This is a genomic window from Bradyrhizobium sp. JYMT SZCCT0180 (assembly GCF_018130165.1).
Classification (GTDB): domain Bacteria; phylum Pseudomonadota; class Alphaproteobacteria; order Rhizobiales; family Xanthobacteraceae; genus Bradyrhizobium.
Genome location: NZ_JAFCLZ010000016.1, coordinates 23,404 through 35,866, shown reverse-complemented (window position 1 = coordinate 35,866; position 12,463 = coordinate 23,404). Strand labels below are relative to the sequence as shown.

Here is a 12,463-nt window from a genome sequence, read left to right as displayed (position 1 = left end):
GCTAACGCCGCTCGAGCTACCGCGGGGCAGCGGACGCGGGACAAAGCACGGCCTACTTCGGCGCCCGCTTCACCGCCGCTTCCAGGCTGGCTTTCGCCGAACCCGGCCGCAACGGTTTGGGCTGGCTTTCATGCGGCGCCCAGCCGGACAGCCAGATCACGTCGCAGGTGGCGCGGATGCGGCCGTCCGCATCGGCAAAGCGCTCGCCGTAAATCTCTGCCATCCGCAGCAGCGTGGCGCGGCGGGTCGGTACCCGCCGGCGCTCGACCAGAATATTGGTCGCACCCATCCTTCTCAGATCGGCCATCAGCGCCAACGCGCTGTCGTAGCGCACGATGAGGCGATCGACGTCGGTGACCGGCAGCGCGAAACCCGCGCGCTGCAACAGCGCGCCGACATCGCGCAGATCGGCAAAGGGTGCGACGCGCGGCGACACCCCGCCCTCGCATTCGGCCTCCGCCGCCGCAAAGGATTGCCGGAGTTCGGTCAGCGTATCGCCGCCGATCATCGCCGCCAGCAGCAATCCATCCGGCCGCAGCGCGCGCCTGATCTGCGCCAGCACGCCGGGCAAATCGTTGACGAATTGAAGAGCCAGCGCAGAGACCGCAAGATCGAGCGATTCCGGCGCGAGCCTCAACGTTTCCATTTCATCCGGTTCGACCCGGGTGATGGATTTGAAACGATCGGCGACCGGTTTGCGCAGCAATTCGCCCGGCGTCCAGATTTCGGCGGCGTCGGAAAACTCCCGCGTCACCGCCTGCAAACGCTCTTCGAGGTCTTCGGTGACGCGATCGAGCAGGAAGGTCGCCGGCCCAGCACGGCGCGCACGACCCTGCCGCGCGCGCAACAGCGCGCGGTCGAACAGGATGGGTGCGGTGGTCGGGTTTTGAGCCATGGCGGTTGGTACGCTGATTGGCGCGCCTCTGGCAATCCGGTGCCGGCGCCGAGACATCACCACCACGCTCCCTTGTCGCATCCCCAACGCCGTCTTCTGTGGTGCAGATCACATCTCACGCTTGATCCCGGTCACATAAGGAGCGTGCCTTCACGTGAAGGTGACCGCTGGGCTTCCTTGCAAGGGAGTTTGCAGCTTCATTTCAAGGAGAATGGCAATGGCAGTTTTGGGACTGGAACGCTTTAACAGATATTTCGGCTCGCAACTCCTGGGGACCGACGAGGGTGACAGCATCTTCGGCTTCGGTGGCAACGACCGCATCTACGGCGGCATGGGTGTCGACTACATAAGTGGCGGCAATGGCGACGACCAGATCTACGCGGAAAGTGGTGCACGGCCGAACGTCTTCGAGTTCTGGGGCAACGACACCGTCAGGGGTGGAAACGGCAACGACACCATCAGCTATTACCACTCGGTAGACCCCGTGACGATCTACGGCGATCACCAGCAGGCGTCGGAGGGCAACCTTCAGGATGGCAACGACACCATCTGGGGCGGCTGGGCGCGCGATACGATCATTGGCGGTGGAGGCGATGACACGATCATTGGCGGTCGTGGCGACGACTACATCATCACGGACTACGGATACGGCACCACGCCGGGCTACTACGGCACCAATACCGTATGGGGCGGCGCGGGCCAGGACACGGTCATCGTCAGTGGCTGGGACACGCTCGTGATCAACAGGGGCGACAGCAATCCCGTCGACGGGGCGCAAGACATCGTCGCGCATTTCGACCGCGCGCATGCTCATCTCGAGTTGCCTGGCGATGCGACCGCGTCGAATTACGACGAAACCTACATATCGGGCCGCGGGTTCGACGCTGCGCTCAACATGGCCAATTACATGTTGAAGTCGGTGGACTATGTTTTCATCACGGATGGCCAGAACGGCTACGTGTTTGCCGATACCGACGGCGATACGCGTGCCGACATCGGTGTCACGATGGCCGGGCTGACATCCACCGATCAGTTCAGTCACTATCACATCACCTGAGACTCGAGCGGCGTATCGGGAGCGGCGGCTCGTCACTGGGCTACCGCTTCCGAACGTTACGAGACTCGATCGTCCGCAAGGTCGCCGATCACGACTGGAGGCCTTGTCGATGGTACTGCCTTGGCGCTAGCCTCGCCCCATGGACGCCGAGGCATCACCACCACGCTCCATTTCCACCCATTGGCGCGGCGTGCTGAACGCGGCGCGCGGCGTGTTCGCGCATATTCCGCGGCTGGCGCTCGACATCGCGCTGCCGACGCTGTGCGTTTCCTGCCGCGAGCCGGTCGATGGCGAGGGCGTCTGCGCGCAATGCTGGGCCAAATTGTCGTTCATCGAACCGCCCTACTGCCCGCGGCTCGGCATTCCCTTTGTCTACGACCCCGGGCCCGATCTGCTGTCGATGGAGGCGATCGCCAATCCACCGGCCTACCAGCGCGCCCGCGCCGCCGTGCGCTACGACGATGTCGCGCGCACGCTGGTTCATTCGCTGAAGTACCAGGACCGCACCGATCTGGCGCCCGCGATGGGCCGCTGGATGGCCCGCGCCGGCCAGGAATTGCTCGGTGAAGCCGACGTGCTGGTCCCGGTTCCCCTGCATTGGCGACGCGGCTGGAGCCGCCGTTACAACCAGTCCGGCGCGCTGGCGCGGGTGATTTCGCGCCAAACCGGGGTGAAACTGGCCTCCGAGGCGCTCCGGCGGGTTCGGGCGACCGAACAGCAGATCGGGCTGTCGCGCCCGCAGCGCGCCCGCAATGTGCAGGGCGCGTTCAAGGTAGCCCCTGACCGCAGCACCGACATCCAGGGCCGCCGCGTGGTCCTGATCGACGACGTCCTGACATCAGGCGCCACCACCGACGCCTGCGCCCGTGCCTTATTGCGCGCCAAGGCCGCGCAGGTCGACGTGCTGGTATTCGCGCGGGTTGTGGACACCCACCGGGCTCCCATATAATTCAAAGACTTGCCATTCCCGGAACTTGCGAACCAGAGCGCTCCATGACCGCTGCCGTTGAAATCTACACCCGCCCGGGCTGCGGTTACTGCACCGCGGCCAAATCGCTGCTGACGCGCAAGAATGCCGCGTTTACCGAACTCAGCGTATCCAACGACCCTTCCTATCGCGAACAGATGTACGATCGGGCCGGCGCCGGCTCGACGTTTCCGCAGATCTTCATCGGCGCAACCCATGTCGGTGGCTGCGACGAGCTTTACGCGCTGGACCGCGCGGGCAGGCTCGATGCGTTGCTGGCGGGAGAAAAGGCCTCGTCATGAGCGCTGCCACGACCTTCACCGCCGCGATGGTGCAGATGCGCACCTCCCTGCTGCCGGAGCCGAGCCTCGAGCAGGGCATGAAGCTGATCCGCGAAGCGGTGGCGCAGGGCGCTGATTATGTGCAAACCCCCGAGGTGAGCAACATGATGCAGCTGAACCGCAAGGCGCTGTTCGAGCATCTGGCGAGCGAAGAGGACGACAAGACGCTGAAGGCGTATCGCGCGCTGGCGGCGGAGCTGAAGATCCATCTGCATGTCGGCTCATTGGCGCTGCGCTTCTCGCCGGAGCGCGCGGTCAACCGTTCGTTCCTGATCGGGCCCGACGGCAATCTGCTCGCCAGCTACGACAAGATCCATATGTTCGACATCGACCTGCCCGGCGGCGAGAGCTATCGCGAGTCCGCCAACTACCAGCCGGGCGAAACCGCCGTGATCTCGGACCTGCCGTGGGGCCGGATCGGGCTCACGATCTGCTACGACGTGCGCTTTCCGGCGCTCTACCGTGCACTCGCCGAAAGCGGCGCGTCGTTCCTCACCGTGCCGTCGGCCTTCACCAGAAAGACCGGCGAGGCGCATTGGCATATCCTGCTGCGCGCCCGCGCCATCGAAACCGGCTGCTTCGTGTTCGCCGCCGCGCAATGCGGCATGCATGAGAACAAGCGCGAGACCTATGGGCATTCGCTGATCGTCGCGCCCTGGGGCGAGATCCTCGCCGAGGGCGGCGTCGAGCCCGGCGTGTTCCTCGCCGAGATCGATCCGTCCAAGGTCGAGACCGCGCGAAAAACCGTGCCGTCGCTGCAGCACGGGCGGCGCTTCGGCATCGCCGATCCCAAGGCCGGCCCGGAACATCTGCACCTGGTCCGGGGCTCGGCATGATCCGCTACAACCTGCGCTGCGAGCGGGGCCATGCTTTCGAAAGCTGGTTTCAAAGCTCAACGGCCTATGAGAGCCAGGAGAAGCGCAGGCTGGTGAGCTGCCCGTCCTGCGGCTCGGTCAAGGTCGAGCGCGCCATCATGGCTCCGCAGGTCGTCAGCAAGAAGGGCCGTGAAGATTCGCGTCGGGTGCCCGCTGCGGAAATCGCGAGCACGGAAGGGACGCCAACCGAGGCCACGCCGCTGTTGATGGCGCAGGAGCTCGAGCTGCGCGCCAAGATCAAGGAACTGCGCGACCACATCACCAAGAACGCCGACAATGTCGGCGAGCGCTTTCCCAACGAAGCGCGCAAGATGCATTACGGCGATATCGAGCACCGCCCGATCTATGGCGAGGCGTCGCCCGACGAAGCCCGCGCCCTGATCGACGAGGGCGTCGAGGTCTCGCCGCTGCCGGTGCTGCCGGACGATAGGAATTAGATTCCGTAGGGTGGGCAAAGCGAAGCGTGCCCACCGCTTCTTGCGCGACGAGGATGGTGGGCACGGCGCAAGCGCGCCTTTGCCCACCCTACGAAGCTGGAATTACGCCGCCACCAGCAGCGCCACACCCGCCACGATCAATACGATCCCGGCCAATTCCCGCGCCGACAGCGGCTGCTTGAACGAATAATACGCCACGGCCTGAGCGAACAGCACCTCGACCAGCGCCAGCGTGCGGACATTGGCGGCCGCCGTCAGCGCGAACGCCAGGAACCAGAACTGCGAGGCAAACGCGCCCATGAAGCCCGCCAGCATCGAGGGCCTCCATAAGCCCAGGATTTTCCGGAGCACGTCGGGCGCGCGGAACAGCAGATAGACCGACAGCACCAGCGTCTGCACGAACAGGCCGAACACCAGCGTGTAGGACGCCGCCGTCACGAAGGAAACGCCGGGCACCGCAATGACGGCACCGCGAAAGCCGACCGCCGACAGCGCGAACGCCGCCGCGGCGCCAAGGCCGAGCAGCGTCGGCTTCAGATCCGCAAAACCCTTGCCCCCAGCCGGCCGCAGCGCCGCGATGACGACACCGGCGGTCGCAATCAGGATCGCGACCACCTTCAGCACCGTCAGATGATCGGCCAGAAAGATGAAGCCGAAGATCGCGGTCTGGATCGCCTCGGTTTTCAGGTACGCCGTGGTCACCACGAACGAGCGGTCGTTCATCGCGAGCAGCATCATGCCGGTGCCGACGATCTGGCTCAGCGCGCCGAGCAGCAGCCAGGGCCAGAACGCCGCCGTCGGCCACGAGATATGGTCGCCGGTGACGGTCACGACGACCGCAAAGAAGACGATCGAAAACGGGAAGCCGAACAGGAAACGGATATTGGTCGCGCCCCAGGTCCCGAGCGGCCCCGTCAACGACCGCTGCATCGCATTGCGCGCGACCTGGCCGAGCGCAGCAATGAGGGTGAAGGGAATCCAGAGCGAGGCGACCGTGAACATGGGGATACCGTCGGAAGGGTGCCGCACCGTGCCGGTCGCGGCGCACGCGGTCAACCGAAACGGCGCATGACAGGATTGCGATTTGCTCCCTCGCCCCGTTCTTACGGGGAGAGGGTTGGGGTGAGGGGCTCTCACCCCGAGTGCGATGTATCGTTAGACCTGTACCCCCTCACCCGGATCGCAAGTGCGATCCGACCTCTCCCCGCAAGCGGGGCGAGGTAAGAAAGCAGACTACATCTCCTCCGCGACCACCATGTAGTTCACGTCCATGTCGGACGAGATGCTCCATTTGTCGGCGAGCGGGTTGTAGACCACGCCGGCCTGTTCGGTGATGGCGAGCCGGTTGTTGGCCAGATGCTGGGCGAGTTCGTCGGGGGTGACGAACTTGTTCCACTCATGGGTGCCGCGCGGCAGCCAGCGCAGCACATATTCGGCGCCGACGATCGCCAGCGCAAAGCTCTTCCAGTTGCGGTTCAGTGTCGAGAGCACCATCATCCCGCCCGGCTTGAGCATCGCCGCGCAGCGGTCGAGGAAGACGCCGACGTCAGTGACGTGCTCGACCACTTCCATCGCCAGCACGATGTCGAAGCGCTCGCGCACGTCCATCTCCTCGGCCGTGGTGCAGCGGTAATCGATCGACAGATGACCCTTGTCGGCGTGCAGCTTGGCGGCGGCGATGTTAGTCGCGGAAGGATCGATCCCGATCACCTGCGCGCCCAGCCGCGTGAACGGCTCGCACAAGAGGCCGGCGCCGCAGCCGATATCGAGGATGCGCAGGCCGCCGAGGCAATTCAGGCTTTTGACGTTACGCTCGAACTTGCGGCAGGCGGCGTCGCGGATATAGGTCAGCCGCAGCGGATTGATCTTGTGCAGCGGGGCCATCTTGCCCTTGGGGTCCCACCACTCGTCCGACAGTTTCGAGAATTTCGCGACTTCGGCCGGATCGACCGTGCTTCCCGATGCGCCGGCGTGATTTGTTTGCATGGCCATGATTTACGCGCCGGCCGGTCGTGCCGTGATGGCATTGCGAAATGCCAACGGCGAAGAAATGGTGTCGAGGGTCTTGCCACCCTCGCCGACCCCCAGCACCGTCACGTCGCCGTAGTTGAGGATGCGGCCGAGGATGCTCTGGTTGACGTCAACGCTCTCGACCTTGTCCACGCTCATCTCAAAGGTTTGCCGCTGAACAAAGCCGGTCTTGTGGATGACACGGAAATTGGTGACGTCGGTTTCGGTGGTCCAGCGATGGAACCAGGCGGTCGCCGTCTTGTACAACGCGGCAAGGGCCACGATCGCCGCCAGCGACCAGAGGACCAAAACCATGGGCCCCGCCGGGATCATGCCCGAGCCCACGAAGAGCGCCAGTGCCGCGGCCCAGAGCACGATCGCCGGCAGGAAGAAGATCCAGTGTGCATTGGTGGAATACAGCACCTTCTCGCCGGGCTGCAGGATATCGTCGATATAACGCCCCATTCACCTAACCTTGCACCTGACCTAAATGCGCCCGACCTGAATTAACCCGCTACCACAGCATTTTGCGCCATTTTAGACCGAAAATGCACCCGGATGCTTGCCCCGGGACGCGCCGCTATGTATACGCCGCTTTCGGCCCGGACGCTCCATTTTCGTGCGGGCCACCATACTTATCCTCACAGGGAATGCACGCGTCGTCATGGGCCGCCTCGTGATGAAATTCGGCGGTACATCCGTCGCCAATATCGACCGAATCCGCAACGTCGCGCGTCACGTCAAGCGCGAAGTCGATGCGGGGCACGACGTCGCCGTGGTGGTGTCGGCGATGTCCGGCAAGACCAACGAGCTGGTGGACTGGTGCCGCGACGCCTCGCCGATGCACGACGCCCGCGAATATGACGCGGTGGTAGCGTCCGGCGAACAGGTCACGTCCGGACTGCTGGCGATCGCGTTGCAGGCGATCGGCATTCAGGCCCGCTCCTGGCAGGGCTGGCAAATCCCGATCCGGACCTCGGACGCACACGCCTCGGCGCGGATCCTCGAAATCGACGGCACCGAGATCATCAACCGTTTCAAGGACCGCAAGGAAGTCGCCGTCATCGCCGGCTTCCAGGGCATCAATCCGCAGACGGGCCGAATCACCACGCTGGGGCGCGGCGGTTCGGACACTTCGGCGGTGGCGATCGCGGCCGCCATTCATGCCGACCGCTGCGACATCTACACCGACGTCGACGGCGTCTACACCACCGACCCGCGCGTGGTTCCCAAGGCGCGGCGGCTCGACAAGATCGCCTTCGAGGACATGCTGGAACTGGCCTCCCAGGGCGCCAAGGTCCTGCAGGTGCGCTCGGTGGAACTCGGCATGGTGCATAGTATGCCGGTTTTCGTCCGTTCCAGCTTCGACAAGCCCGAGGATATCGACCCGCACGCCACGCCGCCGGGCACGCTGATCTGCAGCGAGGAGGAAATCATGGAAAACCACGTCGTCACCGGCATCGCCTTCTCCAAGGACGAAGCCCAGATTTCCGTGCGCCAGATCGAGGACAAGCCGGGCGTTGCCGCCGCGATCTTCGGACCGCTCGCGGACGCCAACATCAATGTCGACATGATCGTGCAGAACGTCTCCGAGGACGGCAAGACCACCGACCTGACCTTCACCGTGCCGGCCTCCGACTATACCCGCGCCAGGGACACCATCGCCGCGGCCAAGGACAAGATCGGCTACAAGCGGCTGGACAGTGCCACTGACGTCGCCAAGGTGTCGGTGATCGGCAGCGGCATGCGCAGCCATGCCGGCGTCGCCGCTCAGGCGTTCACCGCACTTGCCGCGCGAAACATCAATATCCGCGCCATCACCACCTCCGAGATCAAGTTCTCGGTGCTGATCGACGCCGCCTATACCGAGCTTGCGGTGCGCACGCTGCACACGCTCTATGGGCTCGACCAGGGTTAGGTAATTCTCCGTCATTCCGGGGCGTGCGCAGCACGAGCCCGGAATCCATTTCACCGCAAAGTCCGCAGCCCAATGGATTCCGGGCTCGCGCCAATCGGCGCGCCCCTGAATGACGACGGAGGGCGCTTGCCGTAGCCGAGCGCGGAACGAGCAGCCCAGGCAGCCGGTACCGAGAGTTAGATTTTCTCTTAGCGCCCGCAGCATTGGCCTGACACAGACGTTATTGCTACTGGCAGGCGTTTTGCTTGGCAAAGCAAGCCTCGATTGGCTATACGGCCTGACAGGTGGTCTGCCGCAAACTGTGCCACAGTTTGGCGATCCCGATTCGGCCGGGAACGATGGTTTTGGTGGCAGCTTGCGGCGGCGCCGAATGAATAAAATTGTTGCTATTGTTGAGTTTCACGCCAGCACCCGGCCATCCGGGTTGCTGGCCTCGCGGGGGAGGATTTTGGCAGATGCGGAGCACGTCGGGAGGCCCCCGCGTCTTGTTGAGACGGCTCCGCGAAACCATGGCGGAGCAGGTCTCCGCCCAGGAGCGGCTGGACAAGATCGTGGTCCTGATCGCGGCCAACATGGTGGCCGAGGTGTGCTCGACCTACGTGCTGCGCGTCGATAACACGCTCGAACTCTACGCCACCGAGGGTCTGAACCGCGACGCCGTCCATAGAACGGTTCTGAGCGCGCATGAGGGCCTGGTCGGCCTTGTCTCCAGCGAGGCCACCCCGCTCAACCTGTCCGACGCGCAAACCCACCCGGCGTTCTCGTTCCGCCCGGAAACCGGCGAAGAAATCTATCATTCGTTCCTCGGCGTGCCGATCCTGCGCGCCGGCAACACGCTCGGCGTGCTGGTGGTGCAGAATCGCGCCAAGCGCACTTACGTCGAGGAAGAGGTCGAGGCGCTGCAGACCACCGCGATGGTGCTCGCCGAGATGATCGCCTCCGGCGAGCTGGCGGCGCTGGCGCAGCCCGGCGCGGAACCCGCGGCGCGGCATTCCCTGCACAAGGCCGGCGCGATCCTGTCCGACGGCATCGCGCTCGGCCACGTCGTGCTGCACGAGCCGCGCGTCGTCATCACCAATTACATTGCCGAAGACCTGCCGAAGGAAATCAAGAAGCTGGACGCGGCGCTGACCAAGCTGCGCGCCGATCTCGACCGCATGCTGGAGCGCGGCGACGTCGCCGAGGGCGGCGAGCACCGCGAGGTGCTGGAAGCCTACCGCATGTTCGCCAACGACCATGGCTGGTCGCACAAGCTGCACGAGGCGGTCGCCACCGGCCTCACCGCGGAAGCCGCCGTCGAGCGCGTGCAGTCCGACACCCGCGCGCGCATGCTGCGTTCGACCGATCCCTATTTGCGCGATCGCCTCCACGACCTCGAAGACCTCGGCCACCGCCTGATGCGGCAATTGGTCGGTCAGGACCACGCGCCGTCACGCGAACAGCTGCCCGACAATGCGATCCTGATCGCGCGCGCGATGGGCCCGGCCGCCCTGCTCGACTATGACCGCAAGCGCCTCCGCGGCCTGGTGCTGGAGGAAGGCACCGCCAACTCCCACGTCTCGATCGTGGCGCGCGCGCTCGGCATTCCCGCGGTCGGCGAAATCCCCAACGCGCCGGGGCTCGCCGATCCCGGCGACGCCATCATCGTCGATGGCACCTCGGGCTCGATCTATGTGCGCCCTTCGGCCGAGATCGAATCGGCCTATGCCGAGCGGGTAAGATTCCGCGCGCGGCGGCAGGCGCAGTATTCGGCGCTGCGCGACAAGCCCTGCGTGACCAGGGACGGCCAGAAGATCGAGCTGATGATCAATGCCGGCCTCGTCATCGACCTGCCGCATATCGACGACACCGGCAGCGCGGGCATCGGCCTGTTCCGCACCGAGCTGCAATTCATGGTCGGCCAGAGCCTGCCGCGCACCTCCGACCAGCTCGCGCTGTATCGCACCGTGCTGGACGCCGCCGGATCGAAACCGGTCACGTTCCGCACGCTTGATATCGGCGGCGACAAGGCGCTGCCCTATATGGAGACCGTGATCGAGGAAAATCCCGCGCTCGGCTGGCGCGCGATCCGGCTCGGGCTGGACCGGCCCGGCCTGTTGCGCGGCCAGATCCGTGCGCTATTGCGCGCCGGCGGCGGCCGCGCGCTGAAGATCATGTTCCCGATGATTTCGGAAGTCGCCGAGTTCGATCAGGCCAAGGCCATCGTCGAGCGCGAGCTGACCTATCTGCGTCAGCACGGCCACGCGCTGCCCGAACGCATCGACGTCGGCACCATGGTCGAAGTGCCGGCGCTGCTTTACCAGATGGACGAACTGCTGAAGAAGGTCGATTTCATCTCGATCGGATCAAACGACCTGTTCCAGTTCATGTTCGCGGTCGACCGCGGCAATGCCAAGGTCTCCGAGCGCTTCGACACCATGTCGGCGCCGATCTTGCGGGCCTTGCGCGACATCGTGCGCAAGGCCGACGCGGCAAAGAAAAGCGCCTCGCTGTGCGGCGAGATGGCGTCGAAACCGCTCGGCGCGCTGGCGCTGATCGCGCTTGGTTACCGCTCGCTGTCGCTGTCGGCGACCGCGCATGGCCCGGTAAAAGCGCTGATCCTCGATCTCGATGCCAAAAAGGCCGAGGCCGTCATGATGCCGCTGCTTGATGCGCCGGCCGGCAGCGTCTCGATCCGACAGAAGCTGACGGAATTCGCGGAAGCCGAAGGGTTGTCGTTGTAGCGAGGCTCTGCCCCCGCAACGCCCCTTCCCTTTTCGCCATTGAGAACTCCGACATGTTACCCGAAGCCAAACTCGATATCCTGCTCGCCCATCACGCTTCGCTCGAGGCGGAGCTGCTCGGCCAATTGAGCTCGGAGAAATACGTCCAGATCACGCGCGAACTCGCCGAGCTCAATCCGCTGATCGATGCCGTCAAGGCCTATCGCGCGGCACGCGCCGAGATAACCGACACCGAAACGTTGCTGGCGGATTCCGCCGCCGATCCTGATATGCGCGGCATGGCGGAAGCCGAGCTCGAAACGCTGCAGGCGCGCGTTGGCGAACTCGAGCAGAAGATCCGCGTCGCGCTGCTGCCGAAAGACGCGATGGACGACCGCAACGTGATGCTGGAAATCCGCGCCGGCACCGGCGGCGACGAGGCGTCACTGTTCGCCGGCGACCTGTTCCGGATGTATGAGCGCTTTGCCGCGCTGCAGGGCTGGAAGGTCGAGGTGATCTCCGCCAGCGAGGGCACCATGGGCGGCTACAAGGAAATCATCGCCGAAGTGCAGGGCCGCGGCGCGTTCGCCAAACTGAAATTTGAATCCGGCGCGCACCGCGTGCAACGCGTGCCCGACACCGAAACGCAGGGCCGCATTCACACCTCGGCGGCAACCGTTGCGGTCTTGCCCGAGGTCGAGGATGTCGATGTCGACATCAAGAACGAGGACTTGCGGATAGAGACCATGCGCGCACAGGGCGCCGGTGGCCAGCACGTCAACAAGACCGAGTCGGCGATCCGCATCACCCACATCCCGACCGGCATCGTGGTCATGATGCAGGACAGCCGCTCGCAGCATAAGAACCGCGCCTCGGCGATGAACATCCTGCGCTCGCGCATCTATGACGCTGAACAGCAGCGCATCAATGCGACCCGCGCGGCCGACCGCCGCGAAAAGGTCGGCTCGGGTGACCGCTCCGAGCGCATCCGCACCTATAATTTTCCGCAAGGCCGCGTCACCGATCACCGCATCAACCTGACGCTCTATAAATTGCCGCAGGTGATCGCGGGCGAAGCGCTGGGCGAACTGATCGACGCGCTGACGACCGAGCATCAGGCCGCGCAACTCGCCGCCCAGGGCGCCGCGGCGTGAGCGCTTCGTCGTCCCGGTTATGGCCGCGGCGTCCCAACAATCTCCGTGTCGTCCCTGCGAACGCAGGGACCCATAACCACAGGCGTTCGTTGTTGCGCGAGATGTCT

At 64.7% G+C, this 12,463-nt stretch carries 12 protein-coding genes; 8 read left to right on the top strand and 4 right to left on the bottom strand.

What is annotated here, in order from left to right:
• Nucleotides 1-52: 52 nt before the first annotated feature.
• The gene (locus JQ641_RS23225) at nucleotides 53-895 is read right to left on the bottom strand and encodes a methyltransferase domain-containing protein (RefSeq protein ID WP_211998230.1); all 843 of its coding nucleotides are present in this window, start codon (nucleotides 893-895) and stop codon (nucleotides 53-55) included.
• A 217-nt stretch (nucleotides 896-1,112) separates the two neighbouring features.
• Between JQ641_RS23225 and JQ641_RS23220 the strand changes: the two genes are divergently transcribed.
• From JQ641_RS23220 to JQ641_RS23200, 5 genes are all read left to right on the top strand, one after another.
• Complete coding sequence (locus JQ641_RS23220) at nucleotides 1,113-1,952, top strand: hypothetical protein (RefSeq protein ID WP_211998229.1); 840 nt, start codon at nucleotides 1,113-1,115, stop codon at nucleotides 1,950-1,952.
• A 139-nt stretch (nucleotides 1,953-2,091) separates the two neighbouring features.
• Nucleotides 2,092-2,901, top strand: a complete 810-nt coding sequence (locus tag JQ641_RS23215; RefSeq protein ID WP_211998228.1) for a ComF family protein — start codon at nucleotides 2,092-2,094, stop codon at nucleotides 2,899-2,901.
• Between the two features lie 44 nt (nucleotides 2,902-2,945).
• Nucleotides 2,946-3,221: a glutaredoxin 3 gene (grxC, locus tag JQ641_RS23210; RefSeq protein WP_211998227.1), complete on the top strand. Its 276-nt coding sequence runs from the start codon at nucleotides 2,946-2,948 to the stop codon at nucleotides 3,219-3,221.
• On the top strand, nucleotides 3,218-4,096 hold the full coding sequence (locus JQ641_RS23205) for a carbon-nitrogen hydrolase family protein (protein WP_211998226.1): 879 nt from the start codon (nucleotides 3,218-3,220) through the stop codon (nucleotides 4,094-4,096). The genes grxC and JQ641_RS23205 overlap by 4 nt, the downstream gene beginning before the upstream one ends.
• Nucleotides 4,093-4,572, top strand: coding sequence for a DUF1178 family protein (locus JQ641_RS23200; RefSeq protein WP_211998225.1), 480 nt, complete (start codon nucleotides 4,093-4,095; stop codon nucleotides 4,570-4,572). Before JQ641_RS23205 ends, JQ641_RS23200 begins: the two co-directional genes overlap by 4 nt.
• A 102-nt stretch (nucleotides 4,573-4,674) precedes the next feature.
• Here JQ641_RS23200 and JQ641_RS23195 read toward each other — a convergent pair whose 3' ends face one another.
• From JQ641_RS23195 to JQ641_RS23185, 3 genes are all read right to left on the bottom strand, one after another.
• Nucleotides 4,675-5,574 carry an EamA family transporter gene (locus tag JQ641_RS23195; RefSeq protein WP_211998224.1) on the bottom strand — a complete coding sequence of 300 codons (900 nt, stop codon included), beginning with the start codon at nucleotides 5,572-5,574 and terminating at the stop codon, nucleotides 4,675-4,677.
• 231 nt (nucleotides 5,575-5,805) lie between these two features.
• Nucleotides 5,806-6,564, bottom strand: coding sequence for a bifunctional 2-polyprenyl-6-hydroxyphenol methylase/3-demethylubiquinol 3-O-methyltransferase UbiG (gene ubiG / locus JQ641_RS23190; protein ID WP_211998223.1), 759 nt, complete (start codon nucleotides 6,562-6,564; stop codon nucleotides 5,806-5,808).
• Between the two features lie 3 nt (nucleotides 6,565-6,567).
• Nucleotides 6,568-7,047: a PH domain-containing protein gene (locus JQ641_RS23185; protein ID WP_211998222.1), complete on the bottom strand. Its 480-nt coding sequence runs from the start codon at nucleotides 7,045-7,047 to the stop codon at nucleotides 6,568-6,570.
• Nucleotides 7,048-7,246: 199 nt separating this feature from the next.
• Here JQ641_RS23185 and JQ641_RS23180 point away from each other — a divergent pair, with 199 nt between their 5' ends.
• The 3 genes from JQ641_RS23180 to prfA all read left to right on the top strand — a co-directional run bounded on the left by JQ641_RS23180 (nucleotide 7,247) and on the right by prfA (nucleotide 12,356).
• Nucleotides 7,247-8,500, top strand: coding sequence for an aspartate kinase (locus JQ641_RS23180; RefSeq protein ID WP_211998221.1), 1,254 nt, complete (start codon nucleotides 7,247-7,249; stop codon nucleotides 8,498-8,500).
• A gap of 455 nt (nucleotides 8,501-8,955) precedes the next feature.
• Nucleotides 8,956-11,223 (top strand): phosphoenolpyruvate--protein phosphotransferase, encoded by a 2,268-nt coding sequence (gene ptsP, locus JQ641_RS23175; protein WP_211998220.1) that lies wholly within the window; start codon nucleotides 8,956-8,958, stop codon nucleotides 11,221-11,223.
• 53 nt (nucleotides 11,224-11,276) lie between these two features.
• The gene (gene prfA, locus JQ641_RS23170; protein ID WP_211998219.1) at nucleotides 11,277-12,356 is read left to right on the top strand and encodes a peptide chain release factor 1; all 1,080 of its coding nucleotides are present in this window, start codon (nucleotides 11,277-11,279) and stop codon (nucleotides 12,354-12,356) included.
• Nucleotides 12,357-12,463 lie beyond the last annotated feature (107 nt).